Source organism: Streptomyces sp. NPDC034049, assembly GCF_055575575.1.
Genome location: NZ_JBVISJ010000014.1, coordinates 187,049 through 205,860 on the forward strand (window position 1 = coordinate 187,049; position 18,812 = coordinate 205,860).

Below are 18,812 nucleotides of genomic sequence, written 5' to 3' on the forward strand. Positions count from 1 at the left end.
TCCTTCCACTCCCTCTTCCGCTCCTTCTTCCACTCCCTGTGTGCGCCCCGCCCGGTCAGCCGGGGAAGCGGCCCGTGGAGCGCAGGTGCCGGCGCCGCTCCGCGTAGGCGAGGTCGTCGCGCCACAGGCGGCCCGCGGCGGCCCGTACGAGGGGCCGCAGCAGCGGTGCCGCCTTGCGGGCCAGGGCGAACCCGGGCCGGTCCGAGGCGGCCACGACGGCCTCCACCACGGCCGTCCGGGGCCTGCCCCGGTCGTCGGGGGCGAGCGGTGTCGCATGGGTCTCCACCACCGAGCCCACCCCCTCGCCCTCGGTGATGCGCATGAGGACCGTGCGCGGCTCGGGCGCCGTGAACACCGCCCGCACCGGCACGACGAGTCGCCCGCCGAGCCGGAAGGACACGTCGACCGTGAACCCGTCCTCCTCCCCGGCGGGCGCGTCGACGACCGTCAGATCGACGAAGGAGTACGGGTGGAACCAGGCGCCGTGCCACGGGTCGAGCCGGTTGGCGACCACGTCCTCCGGCTCGCAGACGCCGACCCCGACGTAGACCGCCGTCAGCGAGGCCGCGCGGGCGGGCCGGGTCGGCACCACCGGCGCTTCGAGCGGTGACTCCCCGCCCACGTCGTCCAGTCGCACCCACACCAGCACGCCGTCGTCGTGGGCGGGCAGCGGCTCCCAGCCGGCGAACGGGCCGCCGTCCAGGGCGAGTCCGTGCCAGTGGCACAGCAGGGTGCCGCAGCGCACTGGGCTGTCCTTCAGGGGCGCGCCCAGATGGGGGCAGATGCCGGGCCCGGCGACGAGGCGGCCGTCCGCGGCTCGCCATACGACGACCTCGTGGCCGGCGATCGTCCGGGCCAGCGGGCGGTCGTCCCGGATGTCCCGGGTCGCACCGACGACGTACCAGTTGCCCGAGGGGCGGGCCTGCGCGCGCTTGAGGGCTTCGGCGATCACGGCCGGGCGGGCCTCGCGCCAGGTGGGCCGCTGCCGTTCCCAGGGCACCGGGTCGCGGCGCAGGGACAGGGGATACCGTCGGCGGCGGTCGGGACGTCGGGGGCTCACGCGACCTCCTCGTGGAGCGGTTTCGGCAGGACGGTGACGGCGGGCGGCTCGTGTCCGGCGGCGGGCGTCACGTCCGGCGCCGGCTGTTCCGTCCGCCGTGCCCCGGCGCGCGCCGCCGTCCGCCGTGTCCCGGCGTGCGCCGCCGTACGGGTGGCCGCCCGTGCCGCCGCCAGACGGACGAGCCCGTCGACGGCCACCACGGCGCGCCGGCGCCGGGGGACCACGGACCGGTGGTGCAGCACGGCGTACCCGTCGCGGGCGACGGCGTCCAGGATGCCGCCGTACAGCACGAACGCGGTGCGGACGCAGGGGCGGGAGACGGGGTCGAGCAGGGCGAGGCCGGGGGCGGCCGCGCGGTAGACGCCCCGGGTGAGGTCCTCGAAGGCCCGCAGCGCCTCGGTGATCCGCGGGTCGTGCCGGCCGGTGCGGCGGCTCCACGACAGCAGCTCCCGGTCCACTCCGTGCGCGCCGAGCAGGTCGGCGGGCAGGTAGAGGCGGCCCCGGTCGAGGTCCTCGCCGACGTCGCGCAGGAAGTTGGTCAGCTGGAAGGCCACGCCGAGGGCGGCGGCGTGCGGGGCGGCCTCCTCGCGCGGGACGACCGTCCCGAGGATCGGCAGCATCTGGAGCCCGATCACGGCGGCGGAGCCGTGCATGTAGGCGCGCAGGTCGGCGTAGGTCGGGTAGTCGGTGACCTCCAGGTCGCTGCGCATGGAGGCCATGAAGTCGCCGAAGTGCCGGTGGTCGATGGCGTAGCGCCGGGCGGTGTCGGCGAGCGCGAGGACGACCGGCTCGACGGCGTCACCCCCGTCTCCGCTTCGGGCGTCGCCGTCGCGCAGGCCGCGCTCCAGGCGTTCGTGGAGGAGTGCGAGGTCCGCCGCGCGGCGGTGCGGCGGCGCGTCGGTGTCCAGGGAGTCGACGATGTCGTCGGCCCAGCGGGCGAACCCGTAGAGCGCGTGCACGGCGGGGCGGCGTTCCACGGGCAGCAGCCGGGTGGCGAGGAAGTAGGTCCTGCCGTGCCGGGCGTTGAGGCGGCGGCAGCGTGCGTAGGCGTCGCGCAGCACCGGCTCGGTGATGCCCGCCGCGTCGAGTTCACGGGCGGTCATGAGGGGGTTCCTTCCGGTGCGGCCGACGCGGTGCGCCGGCGGCTGGGGGCGGGGGCCGTGTGCCGGCCGGTGATCCGGGCGGCGGCGAGCTTGCCGGACAGCAGGACGGTCGGCACGCCGACGCCGGGGGTGGTGCCGCAGCCGGCGAGTACGGCGTTGGCGGTGCCGCGTACGAGGTTGCGCGGCCGGAACGGGCCGGTCTGCGCGAAGGTGTGGGCGGCGGAGAAGGGGGTGCCCGCGGCGTGCCCCTGGGCGTGCCAGTCGGCCGGGGTGACGAGGGCCTGTTCCTGGACGGCGTCGGCGAGGCCGTCGAGGCCGCGTCGTTCCAGCTCCCCGAGGACGCTGTCGCGGTAGCGGGGAGCGAGGTCGCCCCACGCGGCGGCGTCGGGGCCGATGTCGGTGTTGGGGCAGGGCGCGAGGATGTAGTGCAGGTGGTGGCCCGGCGGGGCGAGCGTCGGGTCGGTGGCGGTGGGGCGGGTGATGAGCAGCGACGGGTCGCTCATCAGGTCGCCGGTGCGGGTGAGTTCGTCGAAGGTGCGGCGCCACTCGGTGCCGAAGGACAGGGTGTGGTGGGCGAGTTCGGGCCAGGTCCGGTCGGTGCCGGCGTGCAGGACGACGGCCGACGGCGCGTGTCTGATCCGCAGCGGACGGCGGGGCGGCCGGCCGAGGAGGGCGTAGGCGACGGGCAGGTCGGGCGTGAGGACCACGGCGTCGCACGGGATGCGTTCGTGCGCGGTGACCACGGCGGTGACGCGGTCGCCGGAGCGTTCCAGCCGGAGGACATCGTGCCCGAACCGCAGGTCGGCGCCCGCCTCGGTGGCGGCGTCGGCCATGGCCCGCGGCAGGGCGTGCATCCCGCCGCGGGGGAAGTACACCCCGGCCACGGTGTCCATGTAGGCGATCACGGCGTACGCGGCGAGTGCCCGCGCCGGTGGGACGCCCGCGTACAGCGCCTGGAAGGAGAAGACCCGCCGCAGTCGTTCGTCGCGCAGATGGCGGCCGATCCGCGCGTCCAGCCGTCCGAAGCCACCGAGCGCGGCGAGCCGTGCGAGGTCCGGGGTGAGCAGTTGGAGGGGGGAGTCGAAGTTGGTGTCGATGAAGCGCCTCATCTGCGCCCGGTACAGCCGCTCCAGCCAGCCGCGCAGCCGCCGGTAGCCCGCGGCCTCCCCGGCGCCCGCGAAGCGTTCGACCTCGGCCTCCATGGCGTCGGCGTCGGTGTGGACGTCGATGCCGGTGCCGTCGGCGAACAGGGCCCGGTAGGCGGGGTGCAGGGGGATGAGGTCGACCCGCTCGCGCAGGCTCGTGCCCACGGCGGCGAAGGCCTCGTCGGCGAGGTCGGGCATGGTCAGCACGGTGGGGCCGGTGTCGATGCGGTAGCCGCCGCGCTCCAGGCGTCCGGCGCGCCCGCCGGGCAGCGTGTCGCGCTCGACGAGGGTGACCCGGCGGCCGGCGCCGAGGAGGTGCAGGGTGGCCGCCAGGCCGGAGAGTCCGGCGCCGACGACCACGACGTGGTCGGTGCGCCCGGGAACGGTCCTGGTCATCGGGCGGCTCCCTCGGCGGCGCCCAGCAGAAGCGAGACCGGCACGCCGTCCAGGGGGCCGTGCGGGGCGGAGGACGGGGACGGTGGTGGCGGGTCGCCGGCGGTGGTGTGCAGCAGTTCCCGCAGCCGCAGCCTGCCCTCCGCCTCCAGCGGGGCGGACTCCAGATGACGCAGACCCTGGGCGACGAGTCGGCCGATCTTCGCCTCGACGATGTCACGGGCGCCGGTGCGGACCAGGACGTCGCGGACCTCGGCGAGACGGTGCTCGGACAGATCGGCGCGGCCGAGGGACCGGCGCAGCAGCGCGAGGGCGCGCCGGTCGTCGGTCGCCTCGGCCCGCGCCTGTGCCACGGCGACGAGGTAGGTGGGCTTGCCGGCCCGGATGTCGCCGCCGGTGGGTTTGCCTGTGTGCCGGGGGCCGCCGAAGACGTCGCCGAGGTCGTCCCGGAGCTGGAAGGCGATGCCGACGCACCGGCCGGCCGAGCACAGGGCCCGGGTGCGTGCGGCGTCCGCGCCGGCCAGCGCGGCGCCGAGGGCCAGGGGGCGCTCCACCGAGTACAGGGCGCTCTTCAGGCAGGCGGCGCGGATCGCGCGGGCCAGGGACCTGGAGGAGGTGGCCTGGCCCTGGATGTCCAGGTACTGCCCGGCCACCATCTCGGTGCGCATGGTGCTCCACAGCTCGCGGACGGCGCGCTCCGCGGCCGGTGCCGTCCTGGTGTCGGCAACGATGTCGTCGGCCCAGGCAAGGGCCAGGTCTCCGGCGAGGATCGCTGCCGCCTCCCCGAACCGCGCTCCATGGGCCGGCTCCGTGACGTCGGCGTACTGCGCGGCGACGTCGGCGTGCAGGGCGAGCCGTCCGCGACGCAGCCGGGAGCCGTCCATGACGTCGTCGTGGACGAGCGCGCAGGTCTGGATCAGTTCGAGGGCGGCGCCGATGCGCAGGGCGGCCTCCGTCTCGGCGGCCCCTCCCCCGCAGGCGCGCAGGGCCCACCAGACGAAGCGCGGGCGCATGAGCTTGCCTCCGTCCAGGGCGAAGCGTGCGACGCGCTCGGCCAGGTCCTCAGCGAAGACCGGGTCGAGCGCGGCGGCCCGTTCGGTGCGCTCCGCGAGGAGGCCCTCCAGTACACGTCGCACGGCGCCGGGCACGTCGCGGTCGACGGCGTGCGGTTCGCTCGCGTCGGCCGGTACCTGTGACGGGGCCTCCTCAGAGGCCCCGGGCGGTGACGCAGCCGCGGGGTGGTCCTTCGCGTCGCTGGGGCCCATCAGGGTTCCTTCCGTCGCCGGCAACAGCGGTGTCTGCTTCAACGCCTTCCGTGGCGGAGGCGCGCACGGATGCGCCGGAGGAGTGAAAAGGTGCGGCCGGTTCGCGCTCCGAGCGCCGCGCGTACGACCGGCGCGCGACGGTCCGACGCAAACCGCTGCACAGGCGATGCAAGTTGTCTCCCTCGGTTCGTCCCTCGCAGGGTGGAGGAGTTGCAGGAGCCGGCGACCGGAGCCCGGCTCGAACGGAACGGGTGCCCCGGCAAGCACGCCCGTCACCCCTGGGCGCGACGGACCCAGCCCGCACAAGGAGCAGACGCCATGACTGCACAGCAGGCCACCAGGCAGACCCCCGCCGGGGTGCCGCCCGGCGCCCCGGCGGACGACTCCGCCGCGTGCGAGGACCTGGCCGCCGGTTTCGTCGCCGGGGACGAGGGCGGCCTGACCGCCGTCTACCACCGGTGGGGCCCCCTGGTGTTCACCCTGGCCAGGCGCTCGCTCGGCGACGCCCGGGAGGCGGAGGACGTCAGGCAGTCCGTCTTCCTCGCCGCGTGGCGCGGTCGCGCCGGGTACGCCCCGGAGCGCGGCCCCCTGGGCGCCTGGCTGGTCGGCATCACCCGGCGCAAGATCGCCGACGCGCTGGCGGCGCGGACGCGGCGGGCCGAGCTCGTGGCGGCGGCCGGGGCGCGCATGGCGGAGGCGCCCGCACGCGCGGACACGCTGCCCGACGCCGTGCTCGACCGGGTCCTGATCGACCGCGAGTTCACCCGGATCCCGGCCCCGCAGCGCCTGGTGCTGACCCTGGCCTTCTACGACGACCTGACGCAGACCCAGATCGCCGAGGTCACCGGCTGGCCGCTGGGCACCGTCAAGAGCCACGCACGGCGCGGACTGCGGAGCCTGGGCCACCGGCTCCGGGAGGAAGGGGTCCTGGACCGTTCGGCGTGACCGGCAAATCGATGCGCGATCGATGCGGGTTCGTCGCACCGGCTGTATCCGGAGTGCCGTGCGATGTCCGCGCCCCGCGGGGAAACCGCTCCCCATCGGTCGTGCCTGCCACCGAGGCCGCCCCCGAGACGGAAAGCTTGCGCGGGGCCGACCGCACGCGAGGCACACGACGACGAGGAGGGAGCCGCAGGTGCTGGAAGCTGACGTGGCCATCGTGGGCGCCGGCGCGGCCGGCCTGTCCCTGGCCCACCGGCTGTCCCGGCGCGCCCCCGGCGCCCGGCGCCTGTCGGTGATCCTGCTGGACGCGCCCCCCGGCCCACTGCGTCCCCCGAGCCGCACCTGGTGCTTCTGGGAGAAGGGACCCGGCCCCTACGACGACGCCCTCAGCGCCGTCTGGCGGCGGCTGCGGATGCGTACCCCCGAGGGCCGGATCCTCCAGGAGGACATCACACCCCTGACCTACAAGATGCTCCGCTCCGACGACTTCGAGGACCTCGTCACGCGCCACCTGTCCCGCGCCGAGGAGGTGCGCCGGCTGGAAGCGGCCGTGGAGACGGTGGACGGCGTCGCCGGAGGGGCCGAGATCCGCGCCCGGTCCGGCGACGGCTCCCCCGTGACCGTCCGCGCCTGCTGGGTCTTCGACTCCCGGCCCCTCGGGAGCCTGCCCGCCGCCCGCACCACCCTGTTGCAGCACTTCCACGGCTGGTTCGTCCGCACCGGCCGCCCCGTCTTCGACAGCGGCACGGTGGAGTTCATGGACTTCCGGGTGCCGCAGCCGCCCGGCGGGCTCGCCTTCGGCTACGTCCTGCCCACCGGCCCCGAGCGGGCGCTGGTGGAGTACACCGAGTTCTCCGGTGCCGTCCTGCCCCGCGACTCCTACGACACCGCGCTGCGCCGCTACAGCGAGGACGTGCTCGGCCTGGGCGACTTCGAGGTCGTCGCGACGGAGAGCGGGGTGATCCCCATGACCGACGCCCGCTTCGACCGCCGGTCGGGGCCCTCGGTGTTCCGTATCGGCACGGCCGGAGGCGCCACGCGGCCGTCGACGGGCTATACGTTCTCCGCGATCCAGCGGCAGACCCGGGCGATCGCCGCGGCGCTGCGCGCGGGCCGGAACCCGTCGCCTCCCCCCGCCCACTCGGCCCGCTCGCGCGCGATGGACGCGGTGCTGCTGAGGGCCCTGGACAGCGGCCGGGTCGACGGCGCCGCCTTCTTCACCCGGCTGTTCTCGCGGGTGCCGGCGGAACGGCTGCTGCGGTTCCTGGACGGGAGCACCCGCCTGCACGAGGATCTCGCCCTCGGCCTGCGCACGCCCGTGCTGCCGATGCTCCGCTCCGCGGTGGAACTGTCCTGGCTGCCCCGCGGATCCGCCGAGCAGCCCTTCTCCGGCGGACCGTTCCCGGACCGCGGCCCCGGCCGCCCATGACCGGCACGGCGACCTTCCGTGCACCAGACCGAGGAGATCCCATGACGCTGCTCCGCGACGAGGACCTGGCCGCCGCCTTCGACCACGCCTCGCGCAGCTACGACACGCTGGTGTCCGCCAACCCCGGCTATCACAGCCAGTTGCGCCGCTCTGCGCGCCGTCTCGGGCTGCCCGGGCGGGGGGCCGGTCTGCGTGTCCTGGACCTCGGCTGCGGTACCGGTGCGTCGACCGCCGCGCTCACCGCCGTTCTCCCCGAGGCCGAGATCACCGCGGTGGACGCCTCGGCGGGCATGCTGGAGCGTGCGGCCCGCAAGCCCTGGCACGCGGGGGTGAACTTCGTGTGCGCGCCCGCCGAGCGGCTGGCGGAGGCTGGTGTGGAAGGCCCGTTCGAAGCCGTGTTCGCCGCCTATCTCTTCCGGAACGTCACCGATCCCGACGGCGTCCTGTCGACCGTGCGGGACGTCCTGGCCCCCCGAGGCCGCCTGGCGGTGCACGAGTACACCCTCAGCGGCCGGCCCCTCGACCGGGCCGTGTGGACCGGGGTGTGCCGTGGCCTGGTCCTGCCCGTCGCCACCGCCCTCGGCGACGGCGACCTCTACCGCCATCTGTGGCGCAGCGTGGTGGAGTTCGACACCGCCGGCGACTTCGCCGCACGGGTCCGCTCCCATGACTTCGAAGCCGTACGGGTCCTGCCCCTGCCCGGATGGCAGACCGGCATCACGCACACGATCGTCGCCCGCCGGCCCGCCACCGCCGAGGACGGCCGATGAGGGCCCGCCGGGGCGGCGACCCGCTGCGGCCGGGCAGGGACCGGCGGGTCCGCAGGGTGAACGCGGTACCGGGTGCCCCGCGCTTCATGGGCGACCGGCCGCCGACGACCGCTGTCGTCGGGGGCGGTATCGCCGGGCTGGCCGCCGCGACCGCCCTCGCGGAGCGCGGGGTGCGGGTCACCCTCCACGAACGGGAGCAGGTCCTCGGCGGACGGCTGGCGGGCCGGCCGACCGTGCTGTCCGACGGGACCACCGTCACCATGAGCCGCGGCTTCCACGCGTTCTTCCGCCAGTACTACAACCTCCGCGGACTGCTGCGGCGGACCGACCCCGGCCTGACCCGCCTGCGCGCGCTGCCCGACTACCCCCTGCGACACGCCGACGGTCTCCACGACAGCTTCCGGCACGTCCCGCGCACCCCGCCGTGGAGCGTGCTGGGCTTCGTCGCCCTCAGCCCCTCCTTCGGGCTCCGGGACCTGGTCCGGATGCACCCGGTCGCCGCGCTGCCGCTGCTGGACGTGCGGGTCCCCGACGTCCACACCCGCCTCGACCACGTCAGCGCCCGCGACTTCCTCGACGCGATCCGGTTCCCCGAGGCCGCGCAGCACCTCGCGTTCGAGGTGTTCTCCCGCAGCTTCTTCGCCGATCCGCGCGAACTGTCCGCGGCCGAGATGGTCCTCATGTTCCACATCTACTTCCTCGGCTCGGCGGAAGGGCTCCTGTTCGACGTCCCCGACGAGCCCTTCCCCACCGCCCTGTGGGACCCCCTCGCCGCCTATCTGCGCGGCCACGGGGCCGACCTGCACACCGGAACCCCGGTCGAGGCGGTCGAGCCCACGCCCGACGGCGGCTTCCTCGTCGCCGCGGGTGAGGAGGAACGCCGGTACGACGCGGTCGTCCTGGCCCTGGAAACGGGCGGCCTCCGCTCGCTCGTCCAAGGTTCCCCGCGGCTGGCGGACACGGCGTGGCGCGAGCGGGTGGCGGCCCTGCGCGGCGCGCCGCCGTTCCTGGTCTCCCGTCTGTGGCTGGACCGCCCCGTCGCCGCCGGCCGTCCCGGCTTCCTGGGCACCGCCGGGTACGGCACGCTCGACAACGTCAGCGTGCTCGACCGGTGGGAGGGCGAGGCCGCGCGCTGGGCCGCCCGCACCGGCGGATCCGTCGTGGAACTGCACGCCTACGCCCTGTCCGACGGCTCGCCCCGGGATGTCGAACAGAAGCGTCTGCTGGAGCAGTTGCACCGGGTGTACCCCGAGACGCGGGCGGCGAGGGTGCTGGACGAACGGCACGAGTGGCGGGCCGACTGCCCGCTGTTCCCGGTCGGCGGGTACGGCGACCGGCCCACGGTCCGCACCAGCGACCCCGCCCTGGTGGTGGCCGGGGATCTGGTCCGCACCGGCCTCCCGGTCGCTCTGATGGAGCGGGCGGCCACGAGCGGATTCCTCGCCGCCAACGCGCTGCTGGAGCGGTGGGGGGTCAGGGGCCAGACCCTGTGGACCGTTCCCGACGGCGGCCGCGGCACCCTGCTGCGCCGGCTCGCCCGGACGGCGCAACCGGCGCGGGGGCGGGGGTCGGTTCGGCCGTGACGGCGGGCGCGAGGGTCACCGTTCCGCCGCGGGCCCCGCGCCCATGGTCCTGAGCTGTTGGACGAGGCGGGCCCGCGCCGACACGCGTGTCGACGCGCCGGCTGTCCGGGCGTCCGTCGGGCCCGCTTCGGCGGACCGGTGACGCCGTAGCCACAGGGACGTCAGGGACAACAGCCCGGTGAAGACCAACAGAAGCACCACGGACACCCACATGGGCTGGCTTCCGGGACGCGTCCACCCTTCCTCGGCCGCCGACGCCGCCCACAGGACGGCGGCGGTCGCGTAGAAGGCTCGGATGCGTCGCAGTTGCCGCACGACGGGCGGCGGCATCAGATGGTCTTTCCTCGGCGTCATGGCGCCCCGTGTACCCGCATCCGTCCCCGGCTCACCGGTCACATGTGGAGAACACGCCACGGACGTACGCGGGGGCGAGGCGCGCCCCGGCGGTCGGCGCCGCCGGAGGCGAAGACCCGCTGCTCAGAGGTCACGCAGCACCAGGTACCGCGACAGCGCCCGCAACTCGTCCCCGGCGCCGCCCTCCGGCAGGACGTCGGCCAGTTCGGCGTCCGCGGCGGCGATGTGCGCCCGTGCCTCGTCCAGAGCCGCCGTCCTGCCGCCGGCCGCCTCGACGAGGCCGGCCGCCTCTTCGGGGTCCGCCCCCGACTCCAGGAGCACGGCCAGACGCCGCGCCTCGGTGGTCGGGGAGTCGAGCGCGGCCAGGACGGGGAGGGTCTTCTTGCGCTCCCGAAGATCGCCGTGCACGGGTTTGCCGGTGACCTCGGGGTCGCCCCAGATGCCCAGCACATCGTCGACGATCTGGAACGCCAGGCCGAGACGGCGGCCGGCCCGGTCGAGCGCCGAGACCACGTGCGGCGGGCCGCCGCCCAGCAGTGCGCCGAGCGCGGCCGCGCTGCCGAGCAGGGCCCCGGTCTTGCCCTCGGCCATCGCCCGGTACTCCGCGGGCCGCACCCGCTCGGGCCCCGTCCAGGGGCGCGTGGTGAACAGCAGGTCCTCGGCCTGACCGTGCACCAGGTCGCCCAGCGCCGCCGACAGCACGCGCAGCGCGGTGGGACCCGCCCCGGTGGCCGCGAGCGTCTCGACGGCCAGCGCGAACAGGGCGTCGCCCGCGAGAACCGCGGGCCCCGTGCCGTAGGCCGCCCAGACGGCGGGGCGACGGCGGCGGGCCGTGTCACCGTCCATGATGTCGTCGTGCAGCAGCGAGAAGGTGTGCACCAACTCCACCGCGACCGCCGCGGGCACCCCGGCCGATCCGGCGGCGCCCACCGCCTCGGCGCCGAGCACGGCCAGTGCCTGTCGCACTCCCTTTCCCCCGGGCGCGGCCGCCGGGGCCGGGGCGCCACCCACCTCGCACCAGCCGAAGGAGTACGCGGCCATCTCACCCACCCAGGGGTGCATCCGCCCGACCGCGTCCCGCAGGGCCGGACGCACCAGCTCGCGGCAGCGTGCCAGCACGAGGGGGACGTCGGTCGGTGCCCGCAGGGCGGAGGAGAGCGGGGTCACCGTACGGCCTCCGCCCGGACACCGCGCTCGGCGGTCCGCGCTCCGCGGTGCGCCTGGTCGTCAGGGCGCGCCTGGTCGTGTGCGGGGAGTTCGCCCTGGTCCCGCAGAGCATGTTCGTCTTCGTCCCGCAGGCCGAGCTCGTCCCGTGCGCGCTCCACCATCTGCCGCGCGTGCCGGAGTCCGATCCGCTCCAGCTCCCGCGCCAGATCGGCGAGTTCCGAAGCGGTCTCGGCGGGGTTCCGGCCCAGTCGGGCGAGGGACTTGACCAGCCCCAGCCTGGACAGTGCCTGCCCGCGTGGCTCGCTCATCTCACGGAACTCCGCGAGGGCGCGTTCGTAGGTGTCCCGTGCCTCGGCATGACGCCCCGCCCGGTAGAGGACGTTGCCACGCATCTTGTGGTTGTAGGCCAGCGCGCTGGACAGCCGCATCTCCCGGCACATCTCCTCGGCCTCCGACAGCAGGACGAGCGCCCGCTCGACGTCCCCGTCCCGTGCCGAGACGATGTCGGCGAGCCCGCGCAGTGCCCAGGCGTGGCCGCGCCGGTCGTCGGCGCCCGCGGCTATCAGGGCCGCCTCTTCGAACATCGCGTAGGCGGTGTCGTAGGAGCCCCGTTGGCGGTGGATCTGCGCGATGCCCTCCAGCGCCCACACCGTGTGGCGCGCCTCCCCGCGTCGCCGGGCCTCGGCCAGCAGCTGTTCGTGCAGCTGGGCGACGGCCTCGTAGTCGCCCTGGATCCGCCCCGTCTCGGCCAGTCCCGCGAGGGAGTAGCCGCGCACGACGATGTCGCCGCCCCGTTCGCCCAGTTCGGCCGCCAGTCCGAGGAGCCGCCGGGCCAGGGCGAACGAGCCTCGTTGCCGGGCCAGCGTGCCACCGCTCCACAGGGCCCAGGCCATCGCTCCCGTGTCCCCCACCGCTCTGGCCGCGCGATAACTCGCCTTCCACGCCCGGTCCGCCTCACCGATCTGCCCCAGCCGGCGGTGCGCCTCGGCCACGGCGAGTCCGGAGCGTGCCGCCTCGCCGTGCTCCCCGGCGCGCTCGGCCTCTCTCAACTGCCGTGTGCCGGCCGCCAGTACCTCGGTCAGGGAGGAATTCACGGACAGGGTGGTCAGAGCGCCTTGGTATTCGGGCGCGAACGCCTTGCCGTACATGGAACCCTTTCGGTGGATGCGCCCTATACACGCTGTGTATACATGCCGTGTATAGAGAGCGAAAATCAACGCCGCCCCAGGAGCCGGGGCGGCGTCCGTCACCGATCAAGATGCCGTGCGCGCCGAGAGGGTTGCTCGTGAGGCGCAGATCACCTCACCGGGCGGCACGGCACCGGCCGGCCGCCAACCATCGGCGGGCGGCGCTCAGTTGGGGTTCTCCGCGTGTGTGAGCGTCGTCCAGGCGTTGAAGTAGCTGTCCGTGCCCGAGGGCCGGTGGGCCTCGGTGTACTTCTGGGTGCGGGACATCGCGATGCCGAGGCGGTGGTGGAGGGCGTTGAAGCCGACCTCGGTGACCCGGCCGAGCCCCTGGGCGACCGAGCCGCCGCACAGCCAGGAGGGCACGGCGGTGCCGTTCTCGTAGGACGTGTGGAAGCCCAGCGCGTGGCGGAGCCGGTCCTGGATCCTGGGGTAGAGGTCCTGGCCCTGGATCCGGCTGGTCTCCGCGATGTTGGCGAGGGAGGCGATGCCCCAGCCGGTGTGCCCGAAGTCGCGGCAGGTCTCCTGGGCGAGGCCGTCGGTGAAGGTGCTCTGCCCCTGCCAGTACTTGACGATCTCGGCACGGGTGTCGATGCTGCTGCCGGCGGGCGGCTCGGGCAGGTCGCCGTCGCCGTTCAGGTAGACGTACGCCGGTACGCGGGCGAGATAGGTGGCGACGGCCTTGTCGTAGGCGGCGCGGTCCTCGATGAAGACGGCGATGCCGAGCGCCGCCTCGGTCATGACCAGTTCCCAGTTCCCGTTCTTGGTCGGGGCGCCGTTGATCACCTCGGGGAGGTACACGTCGCGCAGCATGGTCGCGAAACGGTTCGCGCCCGGCCAGCCGCCGTCGTAGGTGTACTTGATGATCTCGGCGGCGCGCGGCCAGGTGGAACCGGCCCAGCCGGTCTGCAGCGGGGCGTTGCTGTTGGTGTGGTCGGTGATGGTGGCGGACCAGGCGTCCATGATCTCGACGGCCTTCCTGGCATGCCGGCTGTCGCGGGTGAAGTACCAGGCGAGCGCCTGCGTGTAGGCGGCGACGGCGTCCTGGCGCTCGTCGGTGCAGCCGTTGTTGGGGTTGGACGAGGAGCCGCACTCGACGACGGGCCGCGGTGTGGCGGGACGCGACAGGGAGGCGTAGGGGCTGGCCATCATGGCGTCGTAGGCGGCCTTCCACGGCTGCCGGCCGGCCTGCACCTTCGACCGGGCATGGTCGAGCTGACCCCGGCTCACCAGCACACCGGGGTGGGCGAAGGCGGCCGGGGCGGCCTCCGCGCGTGGGGCCGGGCCGGTGAACTGGACGCTCAACAGCCCGGCCAGCAGGGCGAGTACACCGAGCAGGGCGGTTCTGGTGCGTGACATCCGGTGACCTCTTCCGTTCAGGAAAATTCGTTCAGGAATGAGAACGTCGTTCCGAATACAGAAGCTTGGTCCGGACCATAGAAATCAACCGTGCACATGTCAACAGGTGGGGCGCGCCCACCGGCTAGGCGGACGGCGCGCCGCTCCGTTCCGCCCGGCGGTGGCGCGCGGCCAGCCGGGAGCCGGACTCGCGGCGGGCCGCGCGGCGCAGCAGGGGGACCGCGAGGAGGAAGCCCAGCACGGCCCAGGCGGTCAGCACCAGGGCGACCAGGGGCAGTTCCCAGGAGCCGGCCGTCTCGGCGGCCCGTGCCGAGTCCGGGAGCAGTGCCGAACGCAGGCCCTGCGCCATCCACTTGAGTGGGAAGACCGCGGCCACCTGCTGGACCGGCACGGGCAGCACGGTGAGGGGGAAGACCACCCCCGAGGTGAGCAGCAGCCCCATCGTCGGCAGCATGATCAACGCCAGCGCCTCACGGGGATTGGGCAGTACGGCGCCTATGGCCGCGCCGAGCGGTACGACGGCGAGCAGACCGAGCGTGGTGACCCACAGCAGCGTCAGCCAGCCGCCCGGCCCCCGCGGCAGCGGCCCGTCCACCAGCAGCGCCGCGGCCCCGAGGAGAAGCGCCAGCGTGCCGACCGACACCACGACCACCAGCACGGACTTGGCGACGAGATAGGCCGGTATCCCGCCGGGCGTGGCACGCAGCCGCAGCAGGGCGCCCTCCTCCCGCTCGGTCACGAGTATCTGCGGGAGGTTGATCAGACCGATCTGGAACAGCAGGTAGGCGGCGAAACCCGCCAGCACCAGATGGGACATGGGGGTCCGGGTGCCGGGCACGTCGTCGCCGATCCAGGCGGCGACGAGCAGCGCGACGACCACGTTGGTCAGATGGCTGGACATCTCCTTGCCGCTGCGCACGAAGTGCCGCAGCTCGATGCCGCCGCGCTGGAGCCCGGCACGCCACGTGTTCGTCATGGGTGACCCTTTCACGCGACCCCCGCCTCCTCGTCCACGGCGCGGTCCGCACCGTCGGCCTCCCGGTGCACCATGTGCAGATAGGTGTCCTCCAGCGTGGGGCGGCGGACCTCCAGGTCGGCGATCGGGCCGTCCGCGTGCCGGTGGAGCTCCCAGACCAGCCGGGAGGGGTCCTCGGTGCGTTCGCGGCGGGACGTACCGTCGCCGGCCGTCCAGCGGACCTCGGCTCGGGCGGCGGCGCGCCGGGCCAGTTCCGCGGGGGTGCCGCAGGCCCGGATCCGGCCGCCGACCAGCATGGCGATCCGGTCCGCGAGCCGCTCGGCCTCCGCCAGGTCGTGGGTGGTGAGCAGGACGGTGACGCCTTCGTCGCGGGCCAGCCGTTCCACCAGGCCGTGGAACTCGTGCCGCGCCTCCGGGTCGAAGCCGGCGGTCGGCTCGTCCAGGAAGAGGAGTTCGGGGCGGCCGACTATGCCGAGCGCGACGTCCAGCCGCCGGCGCTGGCCGCCGGACAGCCGGCCCACCTGCCGGCCGGCCTGCTCGGTGAGGCCGACCAGTTCGAGCAGTTCGGCCGGGTCGCGCGGGTTGGGGTAGTACGTCGCGAAGTGCGTCAGCAGTTCGGCGACCCGCCAGCCGCGGTGGCCGCGCCAGGACTGCAGGACCAGTCCGATCCGGGCTCGCCACGCGTCGTCGCCCCGCTCCGGGTCCGTCCCGAGGACGCTCACCTCGCCGGCCGAACGCCGTCGGAAGCCCTCCAGGATCTCGACGGTGGTGGTCTTCCCGGCCCCGTTCGGGCCGAGCAGCGCGAAGACCTCGCCTCGGCGGATGTCCAGGTCGACACCACGCAGGACGTCGAGGGCGCCGTACGACATCGTCACGTCGCGCGCGTGGACGACGGTCCGTGCGTCGGTGTGCCCCTTCATCGTCCGGCCTCCGCGTGCTGTCCCTGTCGTGCCGAGGTGTCCGTCGCGGTCGGGGAGCCGGCGCCCTCGACGATCGCCCGGAGCGCCGCGACATGCCCCTCGAAGGCGGCGCGGCCCCGGTCCGTCAGCCGTACCCGGGTGCGCCGCCTGCGGCCGCCGCCCTCCTTGCGCAGCTCCAGGTATCCGGCCTCCTCCAGGGTGTGCAGTTGTTTGGAGAGGGCGGAGTCGCTGAGCGAGAGGCTGTCGCGGACGAACGCGAAGTCCGCCCATTCGGTGGCGGCGAGCAGCGCGACCACCGAGAGCCGGGTGGCGGGGTGGATCAACTCGTCGAAGCCTCTGGGGGTGCTCATCGACTCGCCTCCTCGTCCGCCGCCGGTTCGCCGCCGCGCCGAACCGATTCGGCCGCCCAGCGGTTGGCGGGACCGAGGGAGAGCAGGTACACGGCCACCGCGGCCGTGGCCTGGACGGGGGCGGCGTGGATCGGCGCCAGTGACTCTGTCAGGTGGTCCGACAGCACGATCGTCCCGCCGACCAGCACCGCCGCCGCTCCGAACGCGGCCCACATGCGCCCAGGGCAGCGCGTGTGGTGCAGCCGCATCCGACTCCTGCGGCCGCTCATCACGACCAGCAGGCCCAACAGGCCGACGTAGGCGGCCACGAACAGTCCGACGCCCCACTGGGGCAGGTCCATGCCCACGCCGGCCAGGAACACCCACATGAGCGCGGCCGTGCCGTAGGTCGTGCCGCGCCCGCCGGACACGGTGTGCTCGAACTCGTCGTACACCCGCTCCTGCGGCACCCGGATGCGTTGCAGATCCCTCCATGCCTGTTCGGCGTCCACCGGCATGCCCACGTCCCTCGCCCTCCCGCGCCAACTCGACTTTCCCAGGAGGAAAGTTAGCCCCCGACTTTCCCGATGGGCAAGTCGGGAACGCGCCACAACCGCCGTGCCCACGGCGTCACTTCACGGATCCCGCCATCACCCCCTGGACGAAGTGCCGCTGGAAGGCGAAGAACACGGCGACCGGCACGATCAGGGAGAGGAAGGCACCGGGGGCCAGGACGTCGATGTTGCTGCCGAACTGCCTGATCTGTGACTGGAGTTCCACGGTCAGCGGCTGTGCCGAGCTGTCGGCGAACAGGAGCGCCACCAGCATGTCGTTCCACACCCACAGGAACTGGAAGATGGCGAGGCTGGCGATGGCCGGCCGGCCCACGGGCAGGACGAGACGGGTGAAGATGCGCCACTCGCCGCCCCCGTCCATCCGGGCCGCCTCCAGCATCTCCTTCGGCATCTCGGCGAAGTAGTTCCGCAGCAGGAAGATCGCGAACGGCAGCCCGTAGGAGACGTGGAAGAGGACGACCCCCGGGATGGTGCCGAACAGCCCCAGCTGGCCGAAGAGTTTGGCCACCGGCAGCAGACCGATCTGGACCGGCACCACCAACAGGGCGACCACCAGCAGGAAGAGCGGGTCCCGGCCGGGGAAGTCCAGCCAGGCGAAGGCGTATCCGGCGAGGGCCGCGATGACGACGACGAGGACGGTCGTGGGCACCGAGATCAGGACCGTGTTCCAGAACGCCCGGGTGATACCGGAGTTGCCCAGCAACGCGGAGTAGTTGTCGAACGACAGCCGGCCGGGACTGGCGAGCGCCGTCCACCAGCCGCCCCGGGCCGTGTCCTCGGTGGAGCGCAGGGACGACAGGAGCAGTCCGGCGAGCGGGGTGAGCCAGATCAGGCCGACGACCACGAGGAAGGCCTGCACGAGACTGTTGCCGAGCGCCCGCCTGAGCGCGGTGACGTTCATCGCTGACTTCCTTTGAAGCGGCGGACGTTGAAGACCATCGCGGGGACGACCAGCAGGAGGAGCAGGACACCGAGCGCGCTGCCGAGCCCCTGGTCGTTGCCGCCGCCAAAGGAGACCAGCCACATCTGGGTGGCGAGCACGGTGGCGTCCTCCTGCACCGGTCCGGGCGCGATGATGTAGACGAGGTCGAAGACCTTCATCACGTTGATGACGAGGGTCACGAAGACCACGGTCAGGACCGGGGCCAGCAGCGGCACGGTGATCCGGCGGAACACCTGCCACTCGTTGGCGCCGTCCATCCGCGCCGCCTCCAGCGTGTCCCGTGGCAGGGTCGACAGCCCGGCGCCGATGAGCACCATCGCGAAGCCGGTCCAGATCCACAGGTAGGCGCCGATGACGGCGGGGGTGACGAGCGTCGGACCGAGCCAGGAGATGCCCTCGTAGGGCGGGGCGAAGTTCGAACCGGGGAGCGTGACCGTGTACGAGCCCGCCTCCAGGTCCGGGAAGCGGAAGGAGCCGTCGGCCGCCGTGGTCGTGCTCGCGACCGTCCTCCCGTCCCGCACCGCCTCGACCTTCATGGCCGGCAGTCCGCTCTCCCGGCGGTCCACCTCGCCCTGCTTCCCTCCCCCGCCGGGGGTGAAGTCCAGGTAGACGACGCCGCGCAGCTCGTCGGGGCCCGCCGCCCGGGCCGCCGCCGCGCGGGCGGGTTCCGCGCCGTCGAGGTCCTTCGGCGCGACGCCGACCAGACCGAGGGCGACCGTGTCACCGGGCGACACGGTGGCGGTCGTACGGTACGAGCCGTCGCCGCCGGCGGTGAGGCCCTGGTCCTCGCGGGCGCGGGCCGTGGGGTAGGAGGAGGTGCCCCGGAAGGCGTCGTGGACGCCGACCACCGCCGCGTTGAGGACGCCCTTGTCGGGGTCCTCGTCGTAGGCGAGCCGGAAGATGATGCCGGCGGCCAGGAAGGAGACGGCCATCGGCATGAAGAGCAGCAGCTTGAACGCCGTCGCCCAGCGGACCTTCTCGACGAGGACGGCGAGGATCAGTCCCAGCCCGGTGAGCAGAGCGGGCGCCACCACGACCCAGACGGTGGTGTTGCGCACGGCCTTGAGGGTGGCCGGGTCACGGAACATCTCGGTGTAGTTGTCGCCGCCCACGAACCGGGTGCCGGAGGCGTCGAAGAAGCTGCGGCCGACCGAGAACAGCACCGGGTAGAGGACGAGGGCGCCCAGCAGGAGCAGCGCGGGGAGGACGAAGAGGAGGGCGACGATCCGGCCCCGCCGCCGGGAGCGCCGCTCGGGGGCGGCGCTTCCGGCGGCGGGCGGACCGGCCACCTTCGTGAGTGTGGCGGTCATCGCGG

At 74.0% G+C, this 18,812-nt stretch carries 18 protein-coding genes; 4 read left to right on the top strand and 14 right to left on the bottom strand.

Annotated features, from left to right (window positions below):
- Positions 1–55: 55 nt before the first annotated feature.
- The 4 genes from ACZ52C_RS32845 to ACZ52C_RS32860 are packed head-to-tail and all read right to left on the bottom strand — an operon-like array spanning position 56 to position 4,966.
- Positions 56–1,060: a DUF5914 domain-containing protein gene (locus ACZ52C_RS32845; RefSeq protein ID WP_469078180.1), complete on the bottom strand. Its 1,005-nt coding sequence runs from the start codon at positions 1,058–1,060 to the stop codon at positions 56–58.
- The gene (locus ACZ52C_RS32850) at positions 1,057–2,163 is read right to left on the bottom strand and encodes a phytoene/squalene synthase family protein (protein ID WP_469078181.1); all 1,107 of its coding nucleotides are present in this window, start codon (positions 2,161–2,163) and stop codon (positions 1,057–1,059) included. Before ACZ52C_RS32850 ends, ACZ52C_RS32845 begins: the two co-directional genes overlap by 4 nt.
- On the bottom strand, positions 2,160–3,704 hold the full coding sequence (locus ACZ52C_RS32855) for a phytoene desaturase (RefSeq protein ID WP_469078182.1): 1,545 nt from the start codon (positions 3,702–3,704) through the stop codon (positions 2,160–2,162). Before ACZ52C_RS32855 ends, ACZ52C_RS32850 begins: the two co-directional genes overlap by 4 nt.
- On the bottom strand, positions 3,701–4,966 hold the full coding sequence (locus ACZ52C_RS32860; RefSeq protein WP_469078183.1) for a polyprenyl synthetase family protein: 1,266 nt from the start codon (positions 4,964–4,966) through the stop codon (positions 3,701–3,703). The genes ACZ52C_RS32855 and ACZ52C_RS32860 overlap by 4 nt, the downstream gene beginning before the upstream one ends.
- Before the next feature lie 318 nt (positions 4,967–5,284).
- Here ACZ52C_RS32860 and ACZ52C_RS32865 point away from each other — a divergent pair, with 318 nt between their 5' ends.
- The 4 genes from ACZ52C_RS32865 (at position 5,285) to ACZ52C_RS32880 (ending at position 9,690) form a co-directional block, all read left to right on the top strand.
- Positions 5,285–5,911, top strand: a complete 627-nt coding sequence (locus tag ACZ52C_RS32865) for an RNA polymerase sigma factor (protein WP_469078184.1) — start codon at positions 5,285–5,287, stop codon at positions 5,909–5,911.
- Positions 5,912–6,101: 190 nt separating this feature from the next.
- A complete protein-coding gene (locus tag ACZ52C_RS32870) occupies positions 6,102–7,337 on the top strand; it encodes a lycopene cyclase family protein (RefSeq protein WP_469078185.1) in 1,236 nt (411 codons plus the stop codon).
- Positions 7,338–7,378: 41 nt separating this feature from the next.
- Entirely contained in the window at positions 7,379–8,107 is a 729-nt protein-coding gene (locus tag ACZ52C_RS32875) for a methyltransferase domain-containing protein (RefSeq protein WP_469078186.1), read from the top strand.
- Positions 8,104–9,690 carry an FAD-dependent oxidoreductase gene (locus ACZ52C_RS32880; protein ID WP_469078187.1) on the top strand — a complete coding sequence of 529 codons (1,587 nt, stop codon included), beginning with the start codon at positions 8,104–8,106 and terminating at the stop codon, positions 9,688–9,690. The genes ACZ52C_RS32875 and ACZ52C_RS32880 overlap by 4 nt, the downstream gene beginning before the upstream one ends.
- A 15-nt stretch (positions 9,691–9,705) precedes the next feature.
- On the opposite strand, the gene ACZ52C_RS32885 is transcribed toward ACZ52C_RS32880, so the two are convergent.
- The 10 genes from ACZ52C_RS32885 to ACZ52C_RS32930 form a co-directional block, all read right to left on the bottom strand.
- Complete coding sequence (locus ACZ52C_RS32885; RefSeq protein ID WP_469078188.1) at positions 9,706–10,044, bottom strand: hypothetical protein; 339 nt, start codon at positions 10,042–10,044, stop codon at positions 9,706–9,708.
- A 123-nt stretch (positions 10,045–10,167) separates the two neighbouring features.
- Positions 10,168–11,211 (bottom strand): polyprenyl synthetase family protein, encoded by a 1,044-nt coding sequence (locus ACZ52C_RS32890; RefSeq protein ID WP_469078189.1) that lies wholly within the window; start codon positions 11,209–11,211, stop codon positions 10,168–10,170.
- Positions 11,208–12,359 (bottom strand): tetratricopeptide repeat protein, encoded by a 1,152-nt coding sequence (locus ACZ52C_RS32895; RefSeq protein WP_469078190.1) that lies wholly within the window; start codon positions 12,357–12,359, stop codon positions 11,208–11,210. Before ACZ52C_RS32895 ends, ACZ52C_RS32890 begins: the two co-directional genes overlap by 4 nt.
- A 204-nt stretch (positions 12,360–12,563) precedes the next feature.
- The gene (locus ACZ52C_RS32900; protein ID WP_469078191.1) at positions 12,564–13,754 is read right to left on the bottom strand and encodes an alginate lyase family protein; all 1,191 of its coding nucleotides are present in this window, start codon (positions 13,752–13,754) and stop codon (positions 12,564–12,566) included.
- Between the two features lie 124 nt (positions 13,755–13,878).
- A complete protein-coding gene (locus tag ACZ52C_RS32905) occupies positions 13,879–14,730 on the bottom strand; it encodes an ABC transporter permease (RefSeq protein ID WP_469078192.1) in 852 nt (283 codons plus the stop codon).
- Between the two features lie 11 nt (positions 14,731–14,741).
- Complete coding sequence (locus tag ACZ52C_RS32910; RefSeq protein WP_469078193.1) at positions 14,742–15,650, bottom strand: ABC transporter ATP-binding protein; 909 nt, start codon at positions 15,648–15,650, stop codon at positions 14,742–14,744.
- Complete coding sequence (locus ACZ52C_RS32915; RefSeq protein ID WP_469078194.1) at positions 15,647–16,000, bottom strand: transcriptional regulator; 354 nt, start codon at positions 15,998–16,000, stop codon at positions 15,647–15,649. The genes ACZ52C_RS32910 and ACZ52C_RS32915 overlap by 4 nt, the downstream gene beginning before the upstream one ends.
- On the bottom strand, positions 15,997–16,497 hold the full coding sequence (locus ACZ52C_RS32920) for a hypothetical protein (RefSeq protein ID WP_469078195.1): 501 nt from the start codon (positions 16,495–16,497) through the stop codon (positions 15,997–15,999). The genes ACZ52C_RS32915 and ACZ52C_RS32920 overlap by 4 nt, the downstream gene beginning before the upstream one ends.
- Before the next feature lie 112 nt (positions 16,498–16,609).
- The gene (locus ACZ52C_RS32925) at positions 16,610–17,455 is read right to left on the bottom strand and encodes a carbohydrate ABC transporter permease (protein ID WP_469078196.1); all 846 of its coding nucleotides are present in this window, start codon (positions 17,453–17,455) and stop codon (positions 16,610–16,612) included.
- Complete coding sequence (locus ACZ52C_RS32930; protein WP_469078197.1) at positions 17,452–18,807, bottom strand: ABC transporter permease subunit; 1,356 nt, start codon at positions 18,805–18,807, stop codon at positions 17,452–17,454. Before ACZ52C_RS32930 ends, ACZ52C_RS32925 begins: the two co-directional genes overlap by 4 nt.
- Positions 18,808–18,812: the final 5 nt, after the last annotated feature.

Bases quoted from the DNA above. Each gene is read 5' to 3' on its own strand.
- ACZ52C_RS32925 (WP_469078196.1), bottom strand. From the start codon at position 17,455: ATGAACGTCACCGCGCTCAGGCGGGCGCTCGGCAACAGTCTCGTGCAG.
- ACZ52C_RS32855 (WP_469078182.1), bottom strand. From the start codon at position 3,704: ATGACCAGGACCGTTCCCGGGCGCACCGACCACGTCGTGGTCGTCGGC.
- ACZ52C_RS32850 (WP_469078181.1), bottom strand. From the start codon at position 2,163: ATGACCGCCCGTGAACTCGACGCGGCGGGCATCACCGAGCCGGTGCTG.
- ACZ52C_RS32905 (WP_469078192.1), bottom strand. From the start codon at position 14,730: ATGACGAACACGTGGCGTGCCGGGCTCCAGCGCGGCGGCATCGAGCTG.
- ACZ52C_RS32875 (WP_469078186.1), top strand. From the start codon at position 7,379: ATGACGCTGCTCCGCGACGAGGACCTGGCCGCCGCCTTCGACCACGCC.
- ACZ52C_RS32930 (WP_469078197.1), bottom strand. From the start codon at position 18,807: ATGACCGCCACACTCACGAAGGTGGCCGGTCCGCCCGCCGCCGGAAGC.
- ACZ52C_RS32895 (WP_469078190.1), bottom strand. From the start codon at position 12,359: ATGTACGGCAAGGCGTTCGCGCCCGAATACCAAGGCGCTCTGACCACC.
- ACZ52C_RS32865 (WP_469078184.1), top strand. From the start codon at position 5,285: ATGACTGCACAGCAGGCCACCAGGCAGACCCCCGCCGGGGTGCCGCCC.
- ACZ52C_RS32915 (WP_469078194.1), bottom strand. From the start codon at position 16,000: ATGAGCACCCCCAGAGGCTTCGACGAGTTGATCCACCCCGCCACCCGG.
- ACZ52C_RS32860 (WP_469078183.1), bottom strand. From the start codon at position 4,966: ATGGGCCCCAGCGACGCGAAGGACCACCCCGCGGCTGCGTCACCGCCC.
- ACZ52C_RS32910 (WP_469078193.1), bottom strand. From the start codon at position 15,650: ATGAAGGGGCACACCGACGCACGGACCGTCGTCCACGCGCGCGACGTG.
- ACZ52C_RS32900 (WP_469078191.1), bottom strand. From the start codon at position 13,754: ATGTCACGCACCAGAACCGCCCTGCTCGGTGTACTCGCCCTGCTGGCC.
- ACZ52C_RS32920 (WP_469078195.1), bottom strand. From the start codon at position 16,497: ATGCCGGTGGACGCCGAACAGGCATGGAGGGATCTGCAACGCATCCGG.
- ACZ52C_RS32885 (WP_469078188.1), bottom strand. From the start codon at position 10,044: ATGACGCCGAGGAAAGACCATCTGATGCCGCCGCCCGTCGTGCGGCAA.
- ACZ52C_RS32880 (WP_469078187.1), top strand. From the start codon at position 8,104: ATGAGGGCCCGCCGGGGCGGCGACCCGCTGCGGCCGGGCAGGGACCGG.